A 24,355-nucleotide genomic window follows, 5' to 3' on the forward strand; every position below is an offset into this window, starting at 1 on the left:
GACGAGCGCGCTCACGTGTATGAAAGTCGGCAGGGACGCCGCTCTTACGCGGTTTCGGGGGTGCTTTTGCCATCGATTTTGGCCTGCTGGGCCGAATGGGTGAAGGAAAGGTGGGCTCAGGGGCCGTTTCGGTGGCCGTCCGGGCTCATCCGGCTGTTGCGAAAGCCACTTTCGCAACCTTCAACGTTGGGAAAGTGGCTTTCGCAACACCTGGGCCTGGCTGCCCGGAGGAGCGGCGCGGCGTCAGTTGACGCAGGGCACGCCTTCGGCGGTGATCGGCTTCTCGTCGGACTGCTCGGGCGGGGGCGCGGCGGCCGACGAGCCGGCGGCGTTCTGCGACGAGCCGGAGCCTTCGGCACTGCTCGGCGCCTTGAAGTCCGAGCCGAGGAAGACCATCACGTGCCCGGCCTCGACGCTCTTGTCCTCTTGGACGGTCGGGTTGCCGCCGAGTGCTTCGGCGACCGCCTGGCCCTTCGCCTTCTCGCCCTTGGCGACCCAGATGACCGTCTTCTTGCGCGCGCTCGCGGTGGCCGTGTCGCCCGCGGTGAAGCCCTCGTCGACGAGCTGCTTCAGCACCGACGAGGCCAGCCCGTCCCGGGTCGTCGAGTTGCGGACGTCGACCGTGGTCGCCTTGTTGGGCGACTCGGCGGGCGGCGCCTGCTGCTGTTCGCCCGGCTGCGGGCCCGCAAGCCCCTGGACGAAGTTCTTCACCTGCTTCGGGTCGACCTGGATGGCGACGCCGTCGTTCGGGGTCTTGTACTCGATGTTGACGATCGGGATCGTCCGGAACTCGAGCTGGCCGCCGGTCAGGCTCTTCATCTGCTGCGCGAAACCGAAGACGTCCCAGTTCTGGTTGAGCACGACCGACTTCTTGATGGCCGTGATCAGGTCGTTGAGTTTGCCCGGGTTCGCGAGCGTGCCCGCGGACAGCACCTTCCGTGCCATCCCGGCCATGAACACCTGCTGCCGGACGACGCGGTCGAGGTCGCCGCGCGGCAGCCCGTGCCGCTGCCGGACGAAGCCGAGTGCCTCGACACCGGAGATGGTGTGCGGGCCCTTGGTGAACTTCGCGCCGGAGAACTGGTCGTTGACGTCGTCGTTGAGGCAGACGTCGACCCCGCCGATGGCCTGCGTGATCTCGCTGAAGCCCAGCAGGTTGATGGCGGCGTAGTTGTCGATGGTCGAGCCGGTCAGCTGCTCGACCGTCTTGATCAGGGTCTTCGCCCCGGCCTCGTTGGCCTTCTGGTCGAGTTCCTTCGGGTCGGAGACGCCGTTCTCCTGCTGCTTCTTGCGCTCGTCGAGCATCGCGCGGGCGTAGGCCGAGTTGATCTTGTGCTTCCCGTAGCCGCCGGGGATGTCGACGTAGGAGTCGCGCGGCAGCGAGATCGCGACGGCCTTGGAGCCGTCGTTCGGGATGTGCACGAAGATCAGCGAGTCGGTGTTCAGCTCGCCGTCCGCCTGCCCGGCGCGCAGCTGGGCCAGCACTTCCTTCGACAGCGGGTTGCCCTGCGCGTCCGTGCGGCTGTCGAGGCCGACGAGCAGGATGTCGCGGGCGCCGTCGGCGGGCTTCTCGCCTTCGTCCGCGCCGATGCCGACGTTCGCGAAGGTCAGGCCGTCCATCGCGGCCCACGCGTATCCGGTCAGGCCCATCACCAGCAGCGAGACCAGGCCGAGAGCGATCTTGGGGCCGCGGAACGACCGTCGTCTCGGGGCCGGGCGCCGGGGCGGCAGGCCGGCGGCCTGGCGGGCGGGCGCCGGACGGTCTCCACGGGGCGGGGCCGGTCGGGAAGGAACGCGTCCGGGCGCGTCCTGCCTAGGCCGGGCGGGACGTCGATCCCCATACCCATTCCGAGGCGGGTACTCCACGCGGTCTGCTCCTTCTGGTCGTTACCGGTTCGACGGTCTCTTCAAGGGACGCATGGTGCCTGTTGCGGGTTGTCGCAGGATTACACATCCCCCCGAAGATGTGGCACGCACCACCGGTTTCTTCGTAATGGTACGGATAATGCCTGGTCAGCACCGTGTGGGTCAGGGCAGGACACGGCGGGCGGCGCGGGCCGGGACCAGCGTGGCGGCCGCCGCGAGCATCGCGACGACGATCGTCGCGACCGGCAGCGCGACGGACGCGACGCTCACCTGCTCGCCGTCGAGGGCGGTCATCAGTGGCGGCGCGCACGCGACCGCACACACGAGCCAGGTCCCGGTCATCCGGCTGGTGCCGTTCCGCACCGTCTGCAGCAGGTACACCCCGAGCAGCAGGTTGACCAGGCTCTGGACCGGTCCGACCCGGATACCGAGGAGGTCTGCGTCGGCGGACGCGCCGCCGAAGCGGGTCAGGGCGAATCCGAACACGCCGAGCATCGCGTACGCCATGCCGACCGTCGCCGCCGCGCGGCAGAAGACCATGGCCCGCAGGCCCGGCTCGTCGGCCGTCCGCTGTTGCGGTCCACGCAGTTGAGTGTTCCAGTGCCGCTCGAACCACCAGAAGACGAGGACGGCGGGCACGGCCAGCAGCGCCATCGCGAGCAGGACCCTCGGGCGCGCCAGCCAGCTGAGCCCGTCGACGAACGGCCCTGGCAGGTAGACGACGGCCACGAGCAGCAGCATCGCGGACAGGAAGCCGAGGTACAGGCTCATCGGGGCGCGCAGGACGAGGCGCGCGGCGGCGGCGACCGCGGGACGCTCGCCGAGCCGGGCCAGCGGCCGCGTGAGCAGGCCGAGGAGCGCGAGCTGCACCAGGCCGAGCAGGAGCACGCCCCACGGCGGACCCGAGAGCGCGGCCGGGGCGCCGGGGCCGCCGAGCAGCATCGGTCCTTCGCCGAGGACGGCGACCGCCAAACCCAGCCCGGTGACGCCGGTGACCGCCGTAGCCACGAGTGCGCCGCGCCGCAGGCGGACGCCGTCGGCGTGGGCGAACGCCAGTTGCTGGACGAACAGGGCGAGGAACAGCGTCTCGGCGTAGCGCGGGACGGCCGATCCGGACCACTGCGCGGCGACCTCGCTCGCCAGGGTCAAGGCCAGCAGCCCGGTGACGGAAGCCGTCCGCGTCCGGCGATACAGCGTCAGCAGCGCCGGCGCGAGCACGACGGTCAGCAGGAAGACGCCGAGCAGCCAGAGCGGATGCAGCGCTATCCGCATGACGGTGGCGTTCGTGCCCGTCGGGATCCCCAGTACCTCCAGCGCGAGGGGGACGACCAGCGCGACGACGGCGAAGATCAGCGCCGGGCGGAGTAACGGGCTCGCGCGGTCGGCGAGGTACTGCGGGTAGCGGCCGCCGGTCGCGCGGATCGATCGCCAGCCCGCCTCGTTGATCCGCCCGACCGCGAAGAAGATGAGCGGGCAGAGCTGGGCGAGCCAGGTGAGCGGCCACAACGACCGCTCCGGGGCACCTGCCCAGTGCGCGAGCGCGACGACGGATTCACCGAGCAGCATGAGGACGACACCGGCGACCCCGAGCAACGCCCACCGGCCGACCGGGACGACGGACCGCGGCTCGCGGGGGAGTGTGACGGCGGTCCGGCGGTTGCGGGCCCAGCCGCGCAGCCGGAACACCAGCAGCGCGCCGATCACCAGCACGCCGACGATCATCGGGCCGAGCGGGTCGCCGACCGGTGGCCCCCAGCGTTGATGCCAGGAGTTGAGCACGAGACCGGCGGTATAGAGGGAGGCGACGACGTCGCAGGTGCCGCGTGAGTCCATCGGATTGAGGACGCAGGCGTTGTGCATGTCGGCCGAGAGCCGGTCGTCGAGCGCGGCCCTGGCTTCCTGGCCGAGCGGGTGCCCCTTGCGTTCGGCGTAGCGGAGGATGTCGTAACCCAGGTCGTGCGCCTTGCAGGGGACCGCGTAGTCCCACTTGGTGTTGTCGTCGCCCCAGGGCGCCGAGCAGCCGCCGTCGGTGTGGACGGCGCGCACGGTGCCGTCCCGTGCCGTCATCACCCCAGGGGTGATCCCGCTGACCGCGGTGAAGTCGGCGGGCAGCGCGGCGATCGCGTTCTCGACCGGGCCCGGTCGCACCAGCGCGTCGACCGCGTTCTGCGCGGCGAGGAGGTCACCCGTCGGTGGCCCCTGGTCCGGCGGCGAGGCCGGCCGTGACGCGATCAGCCCGAACCCGAACACCAGCAGCGTGACCAGCAGTAACCAGCCCGAAGTCGACCACGGCCGCCGGATCCGGGCGGGACGAGCGGCGGCTTCGGCTGTCGCTGGCATGGCGTCCAGGGTGCCATCCGCCGATCAAGGCCGACATCCGGATAACCCCCGGGGTTTCCGTGGGCGTCCCCTGATGGTGTGACGCGTTCAGTCCGCTGAATGCGAGTCGGCGGCGGGCGGAGGCCGGTCCACGTCCTGGGCGAAGCGCACCTGGTTCCGGCCGTTCTCCTTGGCCACGTAGACGGCGGCGTCGGAGGCGTGCAGGAGTTCCTCCAGTGAATCACCGTGACGAGGGAACAATGCGGCCCCGATCGAGGTGGTGCGGCCCGAGATGGTCACCCGGCTGCCCCTTTTGTCGGTAGTCACTATATGCAGTTCGGCGATAGCGGTGCGCACTCGCTCGGCGGCCAGTTTGGCCGCCGTTTCGTCGATATCCGGCAGGAGTACGAGGAATTCCTCGCCGCCGAACCGGCCGATGACGTCGGCGGGCCGGGTGACCTCGTCCAATTTCCGTGCCACGTCGCGGAGGACGTCGTCGCCCGCCGGATGTCCATATGTGTCGTTAATCCACTTGAAGTGGTCGAGATCAATCATCAGAAGGGCCAGGCCGTCGTCCGATCGGGCAGTCCTGCCGAGCGCCCGATCGGCCGACTCCGACCATCCGCGCATGTTGAGAACACCGGTTTTCGGGTCCGTCCGCGCGTCGTTTTGCAGTTGGTCGATCTCGGCGAGGCGATTGAACACCACCGTCACCACGGCCATCACGATCACCATCGGTGGCATGATCAACAGGAGCACCGCGGTGACCGCGCCGAGGCCGATCGTGATGGCCTCCAGCAGGTTGTCCGCCGCATTGCCGAGCACGGTGGAGATCGACGGCCGCTTGGGCGAGCCGAGCGCGAGGATGCCGCCGATGTAGGCGATCTGCACCGCTTCGAAGACCATTCCGGCGACGATCAGGACACCGAACTCACCGAGCGTGTCCCAGCCGGAGATCCGTCCCCATTCATGCGGCCCGAACGCGGCGAAGGTGAGCGACGCGAGGGTCACCGAAACGCCGTGGGTGACCGACGAGAACACGAAGTTGTGCGCGGGACGGCGAGCGATGAACCAATGCTGGATCCGGACGATCGCGATAATGGAAAGCGTGAGCGAAAGCGGCAGGATCACCGCGGCGGGAAATGTCCATACCGCGGTGAGGTCGATGAGGACGGTATGGCTTCGATCGCGCCGCCTTTCCTCTTGCCGCTGGGTGAGCTGAATATGCGCCGTTGCGCCGACCGCGAGAATGGCGAAACGAACCCAGTCCGTCCTTCCCGGATTCGTGGAATTCATCGTCGCGACGACCATGATCGCGATTCCGACGGCCTCCATCGCGAAAAGGAACGCGATGAATCGCTTCGGCCGCTGCCACAGCGCCCACGCCCGGGGATCGTAGGGATGGCGTTCCGGCGGTCCGGCCTGGTCACCTTCCGGGCTCGCCTGCCCGCGTTCGGTCACCGGTACATCGCTCTGGACGGCGGGTGTGGCCGTCGCGTCGTCAAGGTCGCCGGTGCCGTCACCGTGCTGGCGGCGGTCGCCGGTCTCGGCTGGCAATTGCTACCTCTTTTCCGCGCGGACGGCACGGCTGAGTAATCTCACCGGTACCGACTGATACACCGTTCGTATTCCACGGCCGGTATCATCCCATCGCATCGGTTGTCCGACACTGGCAAGGGTGCCCGCGAACACGGACCGGAGGTGCCAATCGTGTCCCGTGATTTCTGATCTTGGTGACTGAATGTTTCTCGAGACGTGACGCGGAAGGGGTGACGGATAGTGTCCAGTCGTGACTTCTGAGCCCGGGCAAGGTATTAGTTCGCAGCAACGAGGTGGCCGGGAGGTGTGTGACCGTGTCGAGCCGTGACTTCTGATCCGAAGCCGTTTCTTTTCACTGAGGTGCCGAAGCAGTGTCGTGTCGAGATTTCCGCGTACGAACCCGCCGGGCGGCCGTGCCGCCCCAGGGGCCGTCCAGTGTGGATTCCTCACGACGGCAGCGGTTCCGGGCTGGATCCGTTGAGCTGTCCCCAGCTGAGTGCGACCAGTACGGCCAGCAGCAGGCCGACCACGCCGGCCAGCGCGATGGCCGAGGTCGCCGCTCCGAGCCGATCGGCGGCGAGCCCGCCGAGTCCCGCCCCTACTCCTTGAGCCACCCGCAACCCGGTGCGGTACACCCCACCCGCACCACCCCTGAGTTCGTTCGGGACCCACGTGATGAACGTGGCGCTCACCGTGATCAGGTACGCCCCCGCGGCACCCGCCGCCGCCAGCAGGAGCAACGCCGGGATGAGCCCGGGTTCGAGCACGAAGGCGATCAGGGCGACCATCGGTAGTGCCGCCAGCACGCCGAGCAGCTTCCTTCGTTGTTCCGCCGAGACGAAGCGGGACAGCAGGAACGCCCCGATGACGAAGCCCAGCGGATCGGCGGCCAGCAGCCAGCCGACGGCCTGTTTCCCCACGCCCATCTCCGCGGCGAGCGGCGCGGCGAGCCCCTCGGGGACGACGGCCAGGCCCACCAGCCACGAGAACCAGACCAGCACCCGCAGGTGACGGTTGCCGAAAACCTTTTTCACCGCGCCGAACCAGCTGCCGTTCCCGTCGGACGCCGCCGCCCGCCGGGAGACCGAGAAGCGGACCACGGCCGCGCTCAGCAGGAACGTCGCGGCGTCCAGTGCCAGCGCCCAGCTCACCCCGACCTGCGACACCAGCAGGCCGCCGCCCGCCAGGCCGAGCAGCATGGCGGTGTTGGTCGAGATACCCCTGATGTCCTGGCTCTTGAGGTAGAGGTCGTCGTCGGTGAACACCTCGCGGGTCAGCGCGTTCTGTGCCGCGTTGCCGGGAGCGTTCACGAGCCGGGCCAGCACCACCAGCCCGCACAGCAGGGCGAGCGGGGTGCCGGGGATCGCCATGATCGCGATCAGCACGCCTTGGATCAGGGAGGAGACGACGAGGACGGTGCGCCTCGGGTACCGGTCGGCCAGCTGGGAGAGGCCGAGCCCGCCCGCCAGCGCGGGTAGGAAGGTCAGGGAATAGACCACCGCGGAAAGCAACGCGGAACCTGTCCGGTCATAGACGAGGATCGCCAGCGCGACGATGGTGAGCTGGTCCCCGATGAGGGACTGCACCTCGGCGAGCCAGAGTGCGCGGAACTCGCGGTTCGCCAGGGCGGCGGTCATCCGCGGCGCCGCGTTCGTCTTCACTGCGTGACCACCTCCCCCCGATCGGGTGAACTTCCGTCCCTCGCATTCTTGCCTGCCGTGTTACGCGGTCGACGAGGGAGTCACAGTTGCCGTCCCGCCGGACGACGTTCAGTATGCCTCCGGCTACAGGGAGACGAACAGAAGATGGATGAAACCTTCCCCTGTTGAGCTGATCGGGCTACGCCGTCTGTCCGGTGGGTGACGTCGACCTGACTCGCGCGCGGGTATCCGCGCGCCGATCGCCCCGCCCTCGCTCGGCGCAGCCGGGACGCCGTTCGCCGCCGCCGCGGCCCCGGTTGGGCCGAATGGGCCAACACTGAGTAGAGACCGGCCTGGAGGTGGAGGCCGGCTGGGTCAAAGGGGTGAAGGCGATGAACGGTTTGCTCGACGACAGGGCCGTCGTCGTGACCGGGGCGGGACGAGGCCTCGGCGAGGCGTTCGCGGTGCACGTCGCGAGGGCGGGCGGGGCCGTCGTGGTCAACGACATCGACGCCGAACTGGCCGAACGGACGACGGAGAACATCCGCCGGTTCGGGGGCAGGGCGGTCGCCAGCGGACACAGCGTCGCGGATCCGAAGCAGGCACAGGAGATCGTCGACCTGTGCCTCGCCGAGTTCGGCGCCATCGACGGGCTGGTCAACAACGCGGGCCTGAACTACGAGGCGCTGCCGTGGGAGGACGACGTCGAACAGGCCCGCGAACTGGTCGAAGTGAACGTCCTCGGCGTCATGTACACCGGGCTCGCCGCCATCAAGGCGATGGTGGCGGGGGGCAAGCCGGGGTCGATCGTCAACATCTCGTCGGGAGCGTCGCTCGGGCAGCGCAAGCTCGGCGTGTACGCCGCCAGCAAGGGCGCGGTCGCTTCGCTGACCTATTCGTGGGCGCTCGACCTGGAGGAGAGCGGGATCCGGGTGAACGCGGTCTGCCCGCTCGCGCACACCCGCATGGTGTGGAAGTCCGAACGGTCACTGCGGGCCTGCCCGCCGGACCGGACGCCGTCGCGGATCGCGCCGGTCGTGCTGTTCCTGCTCGGCTCCGGATCCGACGGGATCACCGGGCAGATGATCCGCTGCAACGGGCCGCAGCTGCACGTCATGGGACAGCCGTACCTGAAGCAGCCCATCCTCGAGCGGCCGGTGTGGGACACCGAGACCGTGCAGCGCGCCTTCGACGAGGTCTTCAGCGCGCACTTGGAGAACTACGGCCTCGAAAAGCGGGTCCCGCCCCGGCTGCGCAAGTGGACGGAGTCGACCCGGACCGCTTGACCGCGTGTGATCAGACGGACGACACGCGTGATCAGGTGGACGACACGCGTGATCAGACGGACGACACGCGTGTCGGCCGGCTTAGCCGATCACGAACGGCAGCTTCGCGGCCAAGTCGCCGAGTTCGGTCTTCTCGGCGTCCGTCGGTTGACGGCGACCGGTACCGACCAGCAGCGCGTCCGTGTCGGAGAACGAGGCCGGGAACGTTTCCCCGGTGCGCTGCTCCACGATCTGCCGCGTCCTGGCGAGGCTGTCGGCGGCGGGTCCGTCGAGGTGCGGGAGATGCGCGACCAGGTCGAGATGGTGCAGCGTCCACTCCAGGACGTACGCGGAGAGGAAGTCGCCCGCGGTCAGGACGATGTCGCGGGTGGCGACCCGCGTCGCCGGGTCGGCGAGGACGGCGGCCCGGCCCGCGGCGGAGCCGACGTCGTCGAGGTGGAACTTGAGCAGCCGCGGCTCCTGGTAGGCGGCGGCGAGGCGCACGATCAGCGCGTCGAGGTCGTCCTCGCCGGTCGGCGGCTTCTCGGCGACCTCCCAGTAGGTGATCGCGTCGCGCGTCGGTTCCGTCTCGGCGGGAGTGGCGAGGGTGATCAGGACGTCCTGGGCGTCGATCACCAGGTGACACACCAGGTCCCGAACCAGCCAGCCGGTGCAGCCGGACGGCTTGGCGAAGTCTTCGTCGGGGGTTTCGGCGACGGCGGCGAGGAGCGCCGCCCAAGAGCGGGAGAAGAGATCCACGGCGGCAAGTTAGCAGCGGTCGCTCACCGGCCGCGACTCCTTTCGTCCCGTGCTCGAAGACGTAACTCGCGTGATTGGAGGCGTAACTTGCGTGATCGGAGGCGTAACTCGCGAGTTACGCCTCCGATCACGAGTGTTACGGCTCAGGAACCGGCGGCGGGGGCGGGTTCCGGAGCCGCCGCGTACAGATCCGCGATCGTCGGCGCGTAGCGGTCGTTGATGATCCGCCGCTTCAGCTTCAAGGTCGGGGTCACCTCGCCGCTTTCCGGCGTCCACGCCTTGGGGATCACGTGGTACCGCTTGATCTGCTCGATCCTGGCCAGCCGAGCGTTCGCCGCCTCGACGGCCCTGTCGATCTCCGCGCGGACCTCCGCGTTGTCGGCGAGCGATTCGCCTTCCGCGAGCTGGATGCCGTTCGCGGCCGCCCAGCCCGGCGCGATCTCGTCGTCGACGACGATCAGCGCCGTGACGTACGGCCGTTTCTCGCCGATCGCGACGGCCTGCCCGATCAGCGGGTGTTCCTTGAGGAGGCCTTCGATCTTCGTCGGGGCGATGTTCTTGCCGCTCGAAGTGATGATCAGTTCCTTCTTGCGGTCGGTGATCGTGACGAAACCGCGTTCGTCGATGGTCCCGATGTCGCCGGTGGCGAGCCAGCCGTCGGCGTCGACGTCGGGTTCGATCGTGCCGTCCGCCTGCAGGTAGCCGAGGAACACGATCGCGCCGCGGACGAGGAGTTCGCCGTCTTCGGCGACCTTCACCTCGATGCCCTCCAGCGGGCGTCCGACCGAACCGGCCTTGAACGCCGACGACGTGTTCGCGGTGACCGCGCCGGTGGTCTCGGACAGCCCCCAGACCTCCTGGATTTCGACACCGAGCCCGGCGATGAAGTACAGGATCTCCACCGGCAGCGCGGCGGCACCGCTGGAGGCGACCTCGATCTGGTCGAGGCCCAGCATCGCCCGCACCGGCGCGAGCGCGGCGGCGTCGGTCCGCGCGATCTTCTCCGCGAGCTCCGGCGGCACTTCCTTGCCGTCACTGCGCAGTTTGTAGCCCTGCTGCAGCAGTTCGTTCGCGCCGATCAGGCCGTTCCGCTTCTCCTCCGGCAGTGAGCCGAGCAGGTTCTTGAGGCCGGCCACCATCTTTTCCCACACCCGCGGGACCCCGAAGAAGCTCTTCGGGTGCACCTGGCCGAGAGCGCCGACGACGCCGGTCGGGTCGGCGACGGTGTGCACGTGCCCGGCCCACACGATCGGCATGTAGATCGACAGTTCGCGTTCGGCGATATGCGCGAGCGGCAGGTACGCGATGTTCGTGGCGTGCATCGGGGAGTCGTGCAGCTTCTGGACGGCGACGGCCTGGTAGATCGCGTTGCGGTGCGACAGCACGACACCCTTGGGGTCGCCGGTGGTGCCGGAGGTGTAGATCATCGACAGCGGGTCGTCGGGGGTGATCGAGGACCATGCGGTCTCGAACGCCTGTGAGTCGGCCGCGTGTGCCTCCGCGCCCGCCGCGCGCAGTGCGGCGAACGACAGGAAACGCTTGTCGTCCGGTGGGACCACGGACGCGTCGAGCAGGACGATGTGCCGCAGCGCGGGCAGGTCGTCGAGGACCTGCGACCAGCGGCCGAGTTCGTCGGAGCCGGCGAGGACGACGACGCCGGCGGCGCTGTGCCGGGCGACGAACCCGATCTGCTCCGGGCTGAGCGTCGCGTACGCGGTGCAGGGGATCGCGCCGAGGTGGGCCGCGGCGAGATCGGCGATCAGGTGGTCCGGACTGCTCGGCGCCATGATCAGCATCCGGTCGCGGACGCCGAGCCCGAGTCCGGCGAGTCCTCGGGAAACCTCAGCGACGGCGGTGCGGAACTCGGCCCAGTTCAGGGTCGGCTTGCCCTCGATGTCGAGTGACGTGACCGCCGGCAGCTCACCGAACTCCTGAGCGTTGCGGTGAAGCAGGGCGGGGATGGTCTGGCCTTCGATCTGCTCGGCGACGGTCGGCTGGGTGGTCAACGCTGGCCTCCTCGATGCTGCCTGATCAGGCCCACTGTAAGGGCTGTCGGCGGTGCTGGATAGAGAATCGCGGCCACGGTCGTGCGCCGCGAAATGTCCACCTTTTCCGGTTTCATCGCGTCAGGCGTGGACTTCTCGAACGCTCGCGCCGACGATGGTCGCCGTGACTGACCTCGTTGCCGAAGCCGTCGCACTGGACGCGGCCGATCCCTTGGCGCACAAGCGAAACGAATTCGACCTCGACGCGAACGTCGCCTATTTCGACGGCAACTCGCTGGGGGCCCCGCCGAAGCACGTGGCCGAACGCGTCGCCGCGGTCGTCCGCGAGCAGTGGGGCGGGCGGCTCATCCGATCCTGGTCGGAGGGCTGGTGGGAGGCTCCGGTGCGGGTCGGCGAACGGATCGCCCCGCTGGTGGGCGCCGCGCCGGGGCAGCTCGTCGTGGCGGATTCGACGAGTGTGAACCTGTTCAAGGCGCTGGTCGCCGCGACCCGCCTCAACCCCGGCCGCGACGAGATCCTCGTCGACGCGGACACCTTCCCGACCGACGGCTACATCGCCGACGAGGTCGCCCGCCTGACCGGGCGCACGGTGCGCCGGGTGGTCGCCGAGGACATGCCGTCCCAGGCCGGTGCACGGACGGCCGTCGCGCTGATCAACCACGTCGACTACATCACCGGACGCGCCCACGACATGGCCTCGCTGACCGAGGCGCTGCACCGCGCCGGGGCATTGGCGCTCTGGGACCTCTGCCACAGCGTCGGCGCGCTGCCGGTCGAGCTCGACGCGGCGGGGGTGGATCTCGCGGTCGGCTGCACCTACAAATTCCTCAACGGCGGTCCCGGCTCACCCGCTTTTCTTTACGTGGCAACGAAGTGGCTGAACCGGTTCGAGCAGCCGCTGGCGGGCTGGACCGGCGACCGCGACCCGTTCGCGATGCGCGGCGCGTACGAGGCCGACGCGGGTATCGCGCGAGGCCGCGCGGGCACGCCCGACATCCTGTCGCTGCTGGCACTGGACGCGGCCCTCGACGTCTGGGACGGCGTGGACCGCGGGCTGCTCAGGGAGAAGGGTCTCGCGCTCGGCGAGTTCTTCTTCCGGTGCGCGGACGAACTCCTCGACGGCGCGACGATCCGGACCCCGCGCGGTGTGGACCGTGGCCACCAGATCTCGGTCGTCGACGACGACGCGGCCAAGACGATGGCGGCCTTGATCGAGCGCGGCGTGATCGGCGACTTCCGTCCGCCCAACGTGCTGAGGTTCGGGTTGGCGCCGCTCTACACGACCTACGGCGAGGTGCTTCGCGCCGTGACGACTCTTGGAGACCTCCGGGGCTGAGCACCGGAGTGATACCGAGGTGGCGAAAAGGGTGAACGTTATTCGGGAATCGATGGCAAATAGGTGATCACCTCGCCCCGGTGGGGGAGAACGCGCGATCTTTCGCGAATCCGCTGTTAATCTCGACGTTCGCTCGCCGCGCGTGTGACGTAGATCCTTCCCCTGTGGCGTAAGGAAACCCGCGTCGCCCGGCTTACCGGCGAGGCGCGGGCCACGGCGCCGGGACAAGGAGGGATCATGTCGTTCACCTATGTCGCCGTCGCCGTGTCGGGCGCCGCCTCCGGTTTTCTGCTCAACGAATTCGGCGCCCGATATCCCGTCGAGACCGCTCTCGTCGTGATCCTGATCTGCGGGGTGGCGACCTTGTGCTGGGCGGGCGGCCGGATCCTTCGCGACGCCTCCGGGAGGGTCGAGGCCCTCTTCGACGACGAGCTCGGCCGGTTCGACGAAGATCATTTCGCCGAATCGACCGCGAATAGCGGCGGAAATTCTCCATTTCGGGGAGCGAAGGGCGTGACGACGGCGTTCCTCCGCGGTGATGTCGTTCGCAAACCGAACGGTATGTGGAGCGCCGGTCCGAAAGCGTGAGCGAGGTCACGGCGCGTAGTTTTCGTGGACTTTTCGGCCCGGACACGAACGCGCCGAGGGGTGACTTGATCGAGTCCGAAGTGTGCCGATCAAGCCGCTGACTGCGGTAAATCACCAGGTGATCTACTGGTGAGTCACTTGGCGGGGTCCGCTGGTCCACGTGGTGGACTTTCGAGGTCCACCGGCCTCTCGTCAGCTGGTCACGGCCATATGCGACTACCCTTCGCGTCCGGACTTGACTCACCCGTTTGGGTCTCCTAGCGTCTTCGCGGGCGGAGCGGACCACGCTGTGTTGATCCGGCTATCGGATCCCGCGGGTATGAATCCCCGGCGACCCGACACCAAAAACTGCCGGAAGGAAAACGGACCACGGTGAAGCAGATTTCCCTTCGACGAGGCCGCGGCTCTTCGATTCGTTCGCGCGTTCTGACGATCGCGCTCATTCCGAGCATCGCGCTGATGCTGGTCGGTCTGGCGATCGGCGGGTACCTGATCTTCGACGCGGTCAACGGCCGTGACTACGCGCAGCGAATCCGTGACTCGGAAGCCCCCGCTCTCCCCTTCTTCGTCCAGGTGCAGGAAGAGCGGCGCCTGACGCTGCGCGAGCTCGCCGGCGACCGGTCGCAGCACGCCGCGCTCGTCGAGCAGCGCGCCAAGACCGACGCCGCCGCCCAGGGCGTCGCCGCGCATCTGCAGAAGTTCGTCGGCGACTCGCCCGACAGCGTGCAGCGCAACATCGCCACGCTGAACGGGCTCCTCCAGAAGACGCCGCAGATCCGGCAGTCGGCCGACTCCGGCCAGCTTCCGCTGCTGGACGCCTTCACCTTCTACAACCAGATCCTCGACCAGTTCGTCGAGGGCCTCACCGGGCTGGCCCAGGACGCGCCGAGCGCCGAGAACGCCTACCAGCGGATCACCGCGGTCCCGTTGTTCACCGCCATCGACCAGATGCAGCGCGCGAACGCCCTCGCCGCCGCGGCCGTCGCGGGCGGCGGCTTCACCGACGAGGCCTATCGCGCCTACGTGACCGAAGTCGGTTCCTACCGTTCGCAGCTGGAGTCGTCGGTCTCGCGGATGATCCCGGACGTCAAGGCGAAGTTCGACCAGCTCGTCGCGAGTGATCCGTGGAAGGCCGTCACCACGGTCGAGAACACCTTCCTGCAGAATAGCAAGGCCACGCTCCCCATCCCCGAGCAGACGTGGCTGCAGGCCGCGCGCGGCGTCAGCGACGCGATGATGCGCGGCTTCGTCGAGCAGAGTGGCACGGCCACGACGCAGGCGGTCGACGACGCCGACCGGACGCTGATCACCTCGGCCATCGCCGCGGCGATCGCGCTGCTGGTGGCGATCGGCGTGTTCATCATCGCCCTGCGGCTGTCCAACCGGCTCATCGGCAGGCTGGCCCGGCTGCGCGAGGACACCCTCGACGTCGCCGAGATCCGGCTGCCCGAACTGGTGGACCGCGTGCGGGCGGGTGAACCCGTGGACCTCGACGACAAGGGTCACTTCCTCGACCACGGCGACGACGAGATCGGCCAGGTCGCCGAGGCGTTCAACAAGGCGCAGCAGACCGCCATCGCGGCCGCCGTCGAAGAGGCCAGGACCCGTGAGGGCACCAAGACGGTGTTCCTCAACATCGCGCACCGCAGCCAGGTCATCGTGCACCGTCAGCTCAAGGTGCTCGACCAGGCCGAGCGCAAGCAGGAGGACCCGGAGCAGCTGGACACGCTCTTCCAGCTGGACCACCTCTCCACCCGCGCCCGCCGCAACGCGGAGAACCTGATCATCCTCGGTGGCGGACAGCCCGGTCGTCAGTGGCGCAAGCCGGTGACGCTGGCCGAGCTGACCCGCGGCGCCTCGGCCGAGACCGAGGACTTCGCCAGGGTGAAGACGGCGAAGATGCCCGCGATGGCGGTGCAGGGCCCGGTCGTCGGCGACCTCGTGCACCTGCTCGCCGAGCTGATCGACAACGCGACGTCGTTCTCGCCGCCGCAATCGCGCGTCGAGCTGCGGGGCAACGTGGTCGGCAAGGGCGTCGTGATCGAGGTCGAGGACCAGGGCCTCGGTATCGAGCCCGAACAGGCCGCCGAGCTCAACGCGATGTTGGCCGATCCGCCGGACTTCGGCATCATGGCCCTGTCAGCCGAGCCACGGCTGGGCCTGTTCGTGGTCGCGCGCCTCGCCGCGCGGCACGGGATCTCCGTGCACCTGCGCGAATCCGCGTACGGCGGCACCAGGGCCATCGTGCTCGTCCGCACCGACCTGCTCGCGCCGGTCCCGTCTGATCAGCCGGAGGACGAGGTGGACCCCGAGAGCACCGAGGTGCCGGAAGCCGCGCCGCTGCTTCCGGGCCGTCGTGCCCGCCACCGCACCGAGATCCCCGCGGAGCGGCCCGAACTGCCCGTGCCGATGCCGGTCGCGCCCCAGCAGCAGGCCCCGGAACAGCCCGGATCCGCGTTGCCGCCGTTGCCCCCGCGCCCGCCTCGGGTGCCCCGCCCGGAGACACCGCGGCCCGAGCCGATCCGTCCGGAGCCGTCGCGCGCCGAAAGCCGCCCGCAGCCGGTGCAGCCGCCGGCGTGGCCGCCCGCCGACACCCGGCCGCAGGACGGCCGTCCGCCGCAGACCCGGCGGCCCGGCCCCGAGGCGCCCGGCAGGCCACCGCTGCCGCAGCGCCGCCGTCAGGCGAACCTGGTTCCCCAGCTGATGGAGGACCGGCCCGCCGCCCAGCGCGAGGACGTCCGCGAGGACACCCCCGAGCTGGCGAGGAACCGGCTCGCCGCGTTCCAGCAGGGCACACGCCGCGGGCGGGACACCGAACCCACCGACGATTACACCGACCTCGACATGTACGGAGATCGTGACTAGATGGCCAACGCGGGAGTCAGTGAACTCGACTGGTTGCTGGATGACCTGGTCAAGCGCGTCAGCGGTGCCGACAGGGCGGTAGTCCTGTCCGCCGACGGCCTGCTCATCGGACGGTCCGGGAACCTGTCGGAGCAGGATGGCGAGCACCTGTCCGCGGTCGCGTCGGCGTTCCAGAGCCTCGCGCGGGGCACGGGACGGCACTTCGGCGGCGGCAACGTCCGCCAGACCATGGTCGAGATGGACCACGCCTTCCTGTTCGTCACCGCGGCGGGCCGCGGTGCGTGCCTCGCCCTGCTGGCGAAGGAGGACGCGGACATGGGCCTCGTGGCCTACGAGATGAACCTGATGGTCAAGCGGGTCGGCGCGGTACTCACTTCGGCGCCCCGCGCCGCGACTCCCACGTCGCCATGAGCGGGCGGCACGAGTCGTGGTTCGAGGAGGAGGCCGGGCCGCTGGTCCGGTCGTACGCCGTCACGGGCGGGCGCACCCGCTCGGACACGCTCGGCCTCGACCTGATCACCCTGGTCGTCGCCATGCGCTCCTCGCAGGAGGTGGCAGGTTTCGAGCCGGAGTACGGGCGGATCCTGAACCTGTGCCAGAGACCGACTTCCGTCGCGGAGGTCGCCGCGCGCATAGACCTGCCGCTGCCGGTGGTGAAGGTGCTGCTGAGCGACCTCATCGAACAGAACCTCGTGCTGTTCCGCACCGCGACCCCGGTCACCGACACCCCCAACAAACACGTACTCCAGGCGGTTCTTGATGGCATCCGGAAACTCTGAGCCCCGGCGATCCCTGACCGCGAACGCGGTCAAGGTCCTCATCGCCGGCGGGTTCGGGGTCGGTAAGACCACGATGGTCGGTTCGGTCAGCGAGGTTCCCCCGCTGCGCACCGAGGAGGTCATCACCGCGGCGTCCGAGGGCGTCGACGACCTCACCGGTGTCGAGAAGAAGACGACCACCACGGTGGCGCTGGACTTCGGCCGCATCACCATCAACCCCGAGCTGATCCTGTACCTGTTCGGCACGCCCGGGCAGGACCGGTTCTGGTTCATGTGGGACGAGCTGGCCGAAGGCGCGCTGGGCGCCGTCGTGCTGGCCGACACCCGGCGGCTCGACAGCTGTTTCGCGGCCGTGGACTTCTTCGAGCGTCGCGGACTGCCGTTCGTCGTCGCCGTCAACTGCTTCGACAACGCCTACCGCTACGGCACCGAGGAGGTCCGGCAGGCACTCGACGTCAGCATGGACGTCCCGCTGCTGCTGTGCGACGCGCGGGAACGCGACTCGACGAAGCAGGTGCTGACCGTGCTGATGGAGCACGTGCTGGCGCTGTCGGACCTGGCCGCTGGGTTGCCACAGGGCCGCTGACGCCTCTCCCGAACGCTATGAAGGACGCTTTCATTGCAAAATTCGCAATGAAAGCGTCCTTCATAGCGTCGGGGACTTGCGGCGCCAGGGAGCTTCAGGACTTGCGACGGCGGCGCAGGGTGTCGAGCGCGTAGGTGCCCGGGCCGACCACCGCGAACAGCAGGAAGATCCAGGAGTACAGGGCGGCCGTCTCGCCCTTGTTCTGCAGTGGCAGCAGCGCGTCGGGCTGGTGAACGACGAAGTACGCGTACGCCATCGTGCCCGAGAGCAGCACCGCGACCGGGCGGGTGAACAGGCCCGCCAGGATCAGCAGCGAGCCGACCGTTTCGATCACCCCGGCGTACCAGCCCGGCCAGGTGGCGAACGGTACGGCGGGTTTGTCGAAGAGGCCCATCTTCTGCAGACCGTGGCAGAGGAAGAGGAACGAGACCACAACGCGGACGAGGGAGAGGGCCAGTCCCTGCCACTTGGGAGCGGCCGGGCCGACCTCCGTGGTCGTGGCGGCGGCTGTCTGGGTCATGACGCATCCTTCCGGCTCAAGGTGGTCTAAACCATTGATGTGATAGAGGATGCCGGACACCCCCATCGGCAGGGAACTTTCTTTCGGGGGGTAATTCGATGGTATGCCCTCGTTTATTGACAGCGAATCGACAGGGTCGCGATAAAAAGGCCCCTTCCCTGGAATGGTTCCAGGAAAGGGGCCTCGCGTTTTCGGTCAGCGGCGGCGGCGCAGGGTGTCGAGGGCGAAGGTGCCGGGGCCGATCGCGGCGATCAGCAGGAAGATCCAGCAGTAGAGGGTCGACAGTTCGCCCATGTTCTGCAGCGGCAGCAGGCCTTCCGGCGCGTGCACGGTGAAGTAGGCGTAGGCCATGACGCCGGAGAGGAGCACCGCGACCGGCCGGGTGAACAGGCCGACCAGTACGAACGCGGCGCCGACGAGTTCGATCACGCTGCCGTACCAGCCGGGCCAGGAACCGAGTTCGACCGAGCCGCCCGCGCCGTCGACGCCACCGAAGAATCCGAATCCCTGCAAACCGTGGCAGAGGAAGAGGAACGAGACGACGATCCGGACGGCGGACTGGATCGCGCCCTGCGCCTTGGCGGCACGCGGGGTGGTGGTGGTCTGGGCGGGGGCGGTGGTCTGCGTCATGGTTCCGGTCCTTCCGGGAGTGTCTGTCGGGCGGCTTCTGACAACGCGTCGGACGGGCACGACGCCGATCGACATCCGGGCGGAACTTTTTTCGCGGGCCGGTCACATCACCCGATCGGCGCAAGGCCAGACTGGACGGCATGGCGGGTAAGACGAGTGCCGGGATTTTGCTCTTCCGCAGGTCGGGCGAGGTGACCGAGGTGCTGCTCGGGCATATGGGCGGGCCGTTCTGGGCGAAGAAGGACGCGGGCGGCTGGTCGGTGCCCAAGGGCGAGTACGAGCCGGACGAGGCTCCGGAGGCCGCGGCGCGGCGCGAGTTCCTGGAGGAACTGGGGTTGCCGGCGCCGGAGGGGGAGTACTTCCCGCTCGGCGTGGTGAAGCAGTCGGGCGGCAAGGTCGTGACGGTCTGGGCGGTGGAGGGCGACCTCGACCCGGCTCAGGTGGTGCCGGGCACCTTCGAGATGGAGTGGCCGCCGCGGTCGGGCCGGACGCAGGAGTTCCCGGAGGTCGACCGGGCCGCCTGGTTCACGCTGGCCGAAGCGGGGGAGAAGTTGCTCAAAGGCCAGCGCCCGTTCCTTGCCCGGCTGGGCGAACTGCTCAACGGCTGAGTAGCTCGGGGCCGAGGTGGGGAAGGCGCGGTGGTGTTGCGAAAGCCACTTTCGCAACCTTCAACGTTGCGAAAGTGCTTTCGCAACGTCAGCGGCGGCACTCCTGGGGGCAACCTGGAACCGCGCCGCGAAGGCCCCGGTGACACGGAGCCTCCGGCGCTCTCAACGGCTGAGTAGCTCGCCGAGTGGTTTGTCGGCCAGCGAGCCGAGCACGAGATCGGCGTGGTCGAAGTTCAGCACCGCCGTGATCGCGTTCGGCACGGCGACGCACTCGAGCCCGGCGGCCTTCGCCGCGGTGACGCCGTGCGGCGAGTCCTCGAAGGCGATCGCCTCGGCCGCGGGCAGGTCGAGCGCGGCGAGCGCGGCCAGATAGAGGTCCGGGCTCGGCTTCGCCTCGTGGAGGTCGCCGGTGAGGACGGCCTCGAACGCGTCCGCGAGGCCGAGCCGGTTCAGATGCGTGGTGACCCAGTCGCCGGTCGAACTGGACGCGATGGCCAGCCGCAGGCCGTGCTCCTTCGCGTCTTCGAGGTATTCCCGGACGCCGGGACGCGGCCCCACCGATTCCAGCAGCTCGGTGACCCTGGCGCGGACGCCGGTGCGGACCGCGACCCGGTCCAGGTGCTCGTCGTTCTTCTCCAGCAGTTCGAACATCGCGACGGCGGTGTTCTGCGTGCCGATCACGGTGTGCCAGACGTCGAGGGGGAGTTCGCCGCCGCGAGCGCGGAAGGTCTCCTGCCAGGCCACGAGGACGGCCGCCTCGGTGTCGACCAGCGTCCCGTCGAAGTCGAAGATCAATGCGCCGGTCATGGGACGAGTCTACGTCTTGACTCACTGAGTGGTACGGATTACCGTACGCATTCGTTAGGAAACTTACCAAACGAACACGTGTACTCGAAGTGAACGCCGCGCACCCGTCCCTCTCAACCCGCCGCCACGGATTCCCGGGGAGATCGATGTGAAGGCCCGAACCCGACTACTGCCACTAGGCGCGGCCGTCATCCTGTTGCCGACGCTGCTCAGCGGTAATGCTCAAGCCGCTGATGTCCTTTTGTCCCAAGGCAAGGCCGTCCTGGTCTCCTCGGTGGAGTCCTCCTCCTACGGCGGTCCGCTCGCCGTCGACGGCAAGAGCACCACCCGCTGGGCGAGCACGGAAGGCGTCGACCCGCAGTTCATCCGCGTCGACCTCGGCGGCCCCTCGGCCATCAATCGGGTCAAGCTGAACTGGGAAGCGGCGTACGCCAGCGCGTACCGGCTGGAAGTCTCCAACGACGGCTCGGCGTGGACCTCGATCAAGTTTGTCACCAACGGCAACGGCGGGACCGACGACCTCACCGGGCTGGCCGCGCGCGGCCGGTACCTGCGCCTCGTCGGCACGAAACGCGCCACCGGCTACGGCTACTCCCTTTGGGAGATGCAGGTTTACGGGACGTCGGACTCCTCCGGCGACACGCAGGCGCCCACCGCGCCGACGAACCTCAAGGCCGGTTCGGTCACCGCGTCCACTGTGGACCTGACGTGGACCGGCTCGACGGACAATGTCGGCGTCAGCGGCTACGAGGTGCTGCGGAACGGCCAGGTCGTCGGCACCAGTGAAAGCGCTTCCTACACCGACAGCGGGCTGAGTGCCTCGACCGCGTACACGTATACCGTCCGCGCGAAGGACGCCGCCGGCAACACCTCGGCGGCCAGCAATCAGATCCAGGCGACCACGCAGGCGGGCGGTTCTTCGTTCGTCCTCGCCGCCTCCGGTGACATCGCCGAACAGTGCACCGCCTCGTCGTCTTCGTGCATCCACCCGAAGACGGCCGCGCTGGTCGGCCAGATGAACCCGGCCGCGGTCATCACCATGGGCGACAACCAGTACGACGACGCCCATATCGAGGACTTCACGAAGTACTTCGACAAGACCTGGGGCAAGTACAAGAACATCATGCACCCGGTCCCCGGCAACCACGAGACCTACGACCACACCCCGCTGGGTGCCTACAAGCAGTACTTCGGCAAGATCGCGACGCCGAACGGGAAGACCTACTACAGCTGGGAAATGGGCAACTGGCACTTCGTCGCCATCGACAGCACGGAGTTCTCGCCCGGCCTGGCCGCGAACGCGATCAGCGACGAGCAGCTGAACTGGATCAAGCAGGACCTGAAGAACAACACCAAACCCTGCGTCGCCGCGTACTACCACCACCCGCGCTACACCTCGGGTGACCACGGCGACAACAGCAAGATGGCCACCCTCTGGGAGACCCTGGTCCAGAACAAGGTCGACCTGGTGCTCAACGGGCACGACCACCATTACGAGCGGTTCCATCCGCAGAACGCCGACGGCGACAAGGACCCCGCGGGTCCGGTGCAGATCATCGGCGGCGGTGGCGGGGCGAGCCTGTACCCGGTCAAGACCGAGCACCCGGCCACGGCGAAGGCGATCTCGACCTACGGCGTGCTCAAGCTGAACATGTCGGACAACGCCTTCTCGACCCAGCTGATCGGCCTGGACGGCAAGACCATCGACTCCTCTCCCACCTACACCTGCCACTGATCCTCGCGATTCGGGTGCCGGGTCGCGGCCGTGCGCGCGCGACCCGGCGCTGGAGGTCCCCATGTACATAGCCACCAGCAGGGCGGCTGTAGACGTGCCCAAAAGCAGCGGCGTGAAACGGGCCGTCACCGGGAATGTCGTCGCGCTCGGCCTGGTCAGCCTGGTCACCGACATCTCGTCGGAGATGGTGACCGCGGTCCTGCCGCTCTACCTGGTCCTCGGTCTCGGCCTCAGCCCGCTGCAGTTCGGCGTGCTCGACGGCCTCTACTCCGGTGTCACCGCCGTCGTCCGGCTCGTCGGCGGCCATCTCGCGGACCGGTGGCAGCGGCTCAAGGCGGTCGCCTGCTTCGGCTACGGCCTCTCGGCGCTGGGCAAGATCGGCCTGATGATGGCGGGTTCGTCCACCGTCGCGATCGGGGCGGTACTCGCGGCCGACCGCACCGGCAAAGGCGTCCGGACCGCGCCGCGAGACGCGCTGATCACCTTGAGCAGCGAACCGGAACACCTCGGCCGCGCGTTCGGTGTGCACCGCGCGATGGACACCTTCGGCGCGTTCCTCGGCCCGCTGGTCGCGATGGCCGTGCTGTGGCTCAGCCTCGGCAGCTACGACTCGGTGTTCTTCACGAGCTTCTGTATCGCCGCGATCGGCGTGATCATCCTGGTGGTGCTGGTCAAGGACCACCAGCCCGAACCGCGAGCCGAACGCCCCAAGGTCTCCTTGCGGGAGACCGCGGGCCTGATCCGGCAGGCGTCGTTCCGCCGGATCTGCGTCTGGGCGGCGCTGCTGGGCCTGGTCACCCTCAGCGACTCGTTCCTCTACCTCGTGCTGCAGCGTCGCTGGGAACTCGGCGCGGTCTTCTTTCCCTTGCTGCCGTTGGGAACCGCCGGCGTGTACCTGCTGCTGGCCGTCCCGTTCGGCAGGCTTTCGGACCGGATCGGCCGCTGGAAGGTGTTCCTCGGCGGGCACGTCGCACTGGTCGTCGCGCTGCTGGCACTGCTCGGACCGGTGGACGGCGGCATCCTCGCGGTGCTGGCGCTCGTGCTGCACGGTGTCTTCTACGCGGCCACCGACGGGGTGCTGATGGCCGCCGCCGGACCGCTGCTGCCCGAGCACCAGCGGGCGAGCGGGCTGGCGCTGGTGCAGACCGGGCAGGCGACCACTCGGATGCTCGCGTCCGTCCTTTTCGGACTCGCCTGGACCACGTGGGACCTGCACGCCGCGGTACTGGTCGCCGCGGGCGCGCTGGCCGTGGTGGTCGTCGCCGCGGCCTTCCTCCGTCCTTTGCGGACCTCCGCATGAGGACGCGGATCCTCGGCGTGGTGGCGGCGGTCGTCGTCCTGATCGCGGCGGCCGTCGGCTACGGTGTCGTCTCCCGGGACCGAGGGCCGGACGTCAACTCCGTCGCCGTCGTGTCCGGGCAACCGGTTTCGGTGCAGGCCAAGGGACAGCTGCTGTTCCGCAACACCGCCGAAGGCCCCGACTTCGGCCATCTCGCGACCGTCCCGGCCGACCGGCCCGGCGAGCCGAGGAAGGTGTCCGGCCTCAGCTGCGACCGCTTCGCCGCCTCGGCGGGGACCGCGCTGTGCCTGGCCGCCCAGCCAGGGGTGCTGCCGCCGATGACCGACGTCATCGTGCTGGCCGAGGACCTCACCGAGATCCGCCGGATCGAACTGCCCGGCACCCCCAGCCGCGGCCGGGTCTCGCCGGACGGGAAACTCGCCTACTGGACGCTGTTCGTCAACGGGGATTCCTATGCGGAGACCGGGTTTTCGACCAGGGCGGGGATCTTCGACCTGAAGACCGGAAAGCTGATGAAGAGCATCGAGGAGATGGGGCTCCTGCTCGACGGCAAGCCGTACTACTCGTCCGACGTGAACTACTGGGGCATCACTTTCACCCCCGACGGCAAGCGGTTCTACGCGACCGTGGGGACGAAGGGAAAGACGTACCTGGTCGAGGCGGACTACGTGAAGCTCGTCGCGAGGATGATCCGGGAGAACGTCGAATGCCCGTCGCTCTCGCCGGACGGGAAGCGGATCGCCTTCAAGAAGAAGGTTTCCGCCGATCTCGCGGCGCCGTGGCGGCTCGCCGTCCTCGATCTGGCGTCCGGGAAGGAGACCATGCTGGCCGAGACGCGCAGCGTGGACGACCAGGCGACCTGGCTCGACGACCGGACCGTGGCGTACGGCGTGGACTCGGCGATCTGGGCGGTCCCGGCGGACGGGAGCGGGGCGGCCCGCGAGCTGGTCGCGCAGGCTGCTTCACCCGCGGGCGTGTAGGCGCGAGTGGCGTTTCGGTTCTCTTGAGGGGTGAGCCGAACGTGACATGATTCGGGGCCGATCGAGTGGGTCGTGAGTGATAAGTGTCGTTCTAGCGACCTGTCTGAGTTCAGGACATGTCGGACAGTTGATGTTTCAGGACCTCACGGACACTGACCGGTCTGTCGGTGTGGTGACCAGGGTTTTTGCGGTGATCATGCTTCGATGGGCAGAGCAGGGTTTTCGAT

20 protein-coding genes are annotated in these 24,355 nt (G+C 68.6%); 11 read left to right on the forward strand and 9 right to left on the reverse strand.

What is annotated here, in order from left to right:
- Positions 1-243 precede the first annotated feature (243 nt).
- The 4 genes from ACLJQ7_RS25385 to ACLJQ7_RS25400 all read right to left on the reverse strand — a co-directional run bounded on the left by ACLJQ7_RS25385 (position 244) and on the right by ACLJQ7_RS25400 (position 7,385).
- Positions 244-1,650 (reverse strand): LCP family protein, encoded by a 1,407-nt coding sequence (locus tag ACLJQ7_RS25385; protein ID WP_410650646.1) that lies wholly within the window; start codon positions 1,648-1,650, stop codon positions 244-246.
- A gap of 378 nt (positions 1,651-2,028) precedes the next feature.
- Positions 2,029-4,206 carry a phospholipase A2 gene (locus ACLJQ7_RS25390; protein ID WP_410650647.1) on the reverse strand — a complete coding sequence of 726 codons (2,178 nt, stop codon included), beginning with the start codon at positions 4,204-4,206 and terminating at the stop codon, positions 2,029-2,031.
- Between the two features lie 87 nt (positions 4,207-4,293).
- Positions 4,294-5,742: a GGDEF domain-containing protein gene (locus tag ACLJQ7_RS25395; protein ID WP_410650648.1), complete on the reverse strand. Its 1,449-nt coding sequence runs from the start codon at positions 5,740-5,742 to the stop codon at positions 4,294-4,296.
- Between the two features lie 428 nt (positions 5,743-6,170).
- Complete coding sequence (locus ACLJQ7_RS25400; protein WP_410650649.1) at positions 6,171-7,385, reverse strand: MFS transporter; 1,215 nt, start codon at positions 7,383-7,385, stop codon at positions 6,171-6,173.
- A 371-nt stretch (positions 7,386-7,756) separates the two neighbouring features.
- Here ACLJQ7_RS25400 and ACLJQ7_RS25405 point away from each other — a divergent pair, with 371 nt between their 5' ends.
- Positions 7,757-8,650, forward strand: coding sequence for an SDR family NAD(P)-dependent oxidoreductase (locus tag ACLJQ7_RS25405; protein ID WP_410650650.1), 894 nt, complete (start codon positions 7,757-7,759; stop codon positions 8,648-8,650).
- Between the two features lie 81 nt (positions 8,651-8,731).
- Here ACLJQ7_RS25405 and ACLJQ7_RS25410 read toward each other — a convergent pair whose 3' ends face one another.
- Both ACLJQ7_RS25410 and ACLJQ7_RS25415 read right to left on the reverse strand, forming a co-directional pair.
- The gene (locus tag ACLJQ7_RS25410) at positions 8,732-9,388 is read right to left on the reverse strand and encodes a maleylpyruvate isomerase N-terminal domain-containing protein (protein ID WP_410650651.1); all 657 of its coding nucleotides are present in this window, start codon (positions 9,386-9,388) and stop codon (positions 8,732-8,734) included.
- 143 nt (positions 9,389-9,531) lie between these two features.
- Positions 9,532-11,394, reverse strand: a complete 1,863-nt coding sequence (locus tag ACLJQ7_RS25415; protein WP_410650652.1) for an AMP-dependent synthetase/ligase — start codon at positions 11,392-11,394, stop codon at positions 9,532-9,534.
- Positions 11,395-11,548: 154 nt separating this feature from the next.
- Here ACLJQ7_RS25415 and ACLJQ7_RS25420 point away from each other — a divergent pair, with 154 nt between their 5' ends.
- The 6 genes from ACLJQ7_RS25420 (at position 11,549) to ACLJQ7_RS25445 (ending at position 17,548) form a co-directional block, all read left to right on the forward strand.
- Positions 11,549-12,730: a kynureninase gene (locus tag ACLJQ7_RS25420; protein WP_410650653.1), complete on the forward strand. Its 1,182-nt coding sequence runs from the start codon at positions 11,549-11,551 to the stop codon at positions 12,728-12,730.
- 237 nt (positions 12,731-12,967) lie between these two features.
- A complete protein-coding gene (locus tag ACLJQ7_RS25425; protein ID WP_410650654.1) occupies positions 12,968-13,318 on the forward strand; it encodes a hypothetical protein in 351 nt (116 codons plus the stop codon).
- A 372-nt stretch (positions 13,319-13,690) separates the two neighbouring features.
- On the forward strand, positions 13,691-16,183 hold the full coding sequence (locus ACLJQ7_RS25430) for a nitrate- and nitrite sensing domain-containing protein (RefSeq protein WP_410650655.1): 2,493 nt from the start codon (positions 13,691-13,693) through the stop codon (positions 16,181-16,183).
- The gene (locus tag ACLJQ7_RS25435) at positions 16,184-16,594 is read left to right on the forward strand and encodes a roadblock/LC7 domain-containing protein (protein ID WP_037306800.1); all 411 of its coding nucleotides are present in this window, start codon (positions 16,184-16,186) and stop codon (positions 16,592-16,594) included.
- Positions 16,591-16,962, forward strand: a complete 372-nt coding sequence (locus tag ACLJQ7_RS25440) for a DUF742 domain-containing protein (RefSeq protein ID WP_378370172.1) — start codon at positions 16,591-16,593, stop codon at positions 16,960-16,962. Before ACLJQ7_RS25435 ends, ACLJQ7_RS25440 begins: the two co-directional genes overlap by 4 nt.
- Positions 16,943-17,548, forward strand: coding sequence for a GTP-binding protein (locus tag ACLJQ7_RS25445; protein ID WP_101610140.1), 606 nt, complete (start codon positions 16,943-16,945; stop codon positions 17,546-17,548). The genes ACLJQ7_RS25440 and ACLJQ7_RS25445 overlap by 20 nt, the downstream gene beginning before the upstream one ends.
- Before the next feature lie 94 nt (positions 17,549-17,642).
- Here the strand turns inward: ACLJQ7_RS25445 and ACLJQ7_RS25450 are convergent, their stop codons facing one another.
- On the reverse strand, positions 17,643-18,068 hold the full coding sequence (locus ACLJQ7_RS25450; protein ID WP_410650656.1) for a DoxX family protein: 426 nt from the start codon (positions 18,066-18,068) through the stop codon (positions 17,643-17,645).
- Positions 18,069-18,263: 195 nt separating this feature from the next.
- A complete protein-coding gene (locus tag ACLJQ7_RS25455) occupies positions 18,264-18,698 on the reverse strand; it encodes a DoxX family protein (protein WP_410650657.1) in 435 nt (144 codons plus the stop codon).
- A 140-nt stretch (positions 18,699-18,838) separates the two neighbouring features.
- Here ACLJQ7_RS25455 and ACLJQ7_RS25460 point away from each other — a divergent pair, with 140 nt between their 5' ends.
- Complete coding sequence (locus ACLJQ7_RS25460; RefSeq protein WP_410650658.1) at positions 18,839-19,306, forward strand: NUDIX domain-containing protein; 468 nt, start codon at positions 18,839-18,841, stop codon at positions 19,304-19,306.
- A gap of 162 nt (positions 19,307-19,468) precedes the next feature.
- On the opposite strand, the gene ACLJQ7_RS25465 is transcribed toward ACLJQ7_RS25460, so the two are convergent.
- Positions 19,469-20,113, reverse strand: coding sequence for an HAD-IA family hydrolase (locus tag ACLJQ7_RS25465; protein WP_410650659.1), 645 nt, complete (start codon positions 20,111-20,113; stop codon positions 19,469-19,471).
- 148 nt (positions 20,114-20,261) lie between these two features.
- Here ACLJQ7_RS25465 and ACLJQ7_RS25470 point away from each other — a divergent pair, with 148 nt between their 5' ends.
- The 3 genes from ACLJQ7_RS25470 (at position 20,262) to ACLJQ7_RS25480 (ending at position 24,128) form a co-directional block, all read left to right on the forward strand.
- Entirely contained in the window at positions 20,262-21,848 is a 1,587-nt protein-coding gene (locus ACLJQ7_RS25470) for a discoidin domain-containing protein (protein WP_410650660.1), read from the forward strand.
- A gap of 61 nt (positions 21,849-21,909) precedes the next feature.
- Positions 21,910-23,148, forward strand: coding sequence for an MFS transporter (locus ACLJQ7_RS25475; RefSeq protein ID WP_410650661.1), 1,239 nt, complete (start codon positions 21,910-21,912; stop codon positions 23,146-23,148).
- A complete protein-coding gene (locus ACLJQ7_RS25480; RefSeq protein WP_410650662.1) occupies positions 23,145-24,128 on the forward strand; it encodes a hypothetical protein in 984 nt (327 codons plus the stop codon). Before ACLJQ7_RS25475 ends, ACLJQ7_RS25480 begins: the two co-directional genes overlap by 4 nt.
- Positions 24,129-24,355 lie beyond the last annotated feature (227 nt).

Source organism: Amycolatopsis sp. cmx-4-54 (genome assembly GCF_046548895.1).
GTDB lineage: Bacteria > Actinomycetota > Actinomycetes > Mycobacteriales > Pseudonocardiaceae > Amycolatopsis.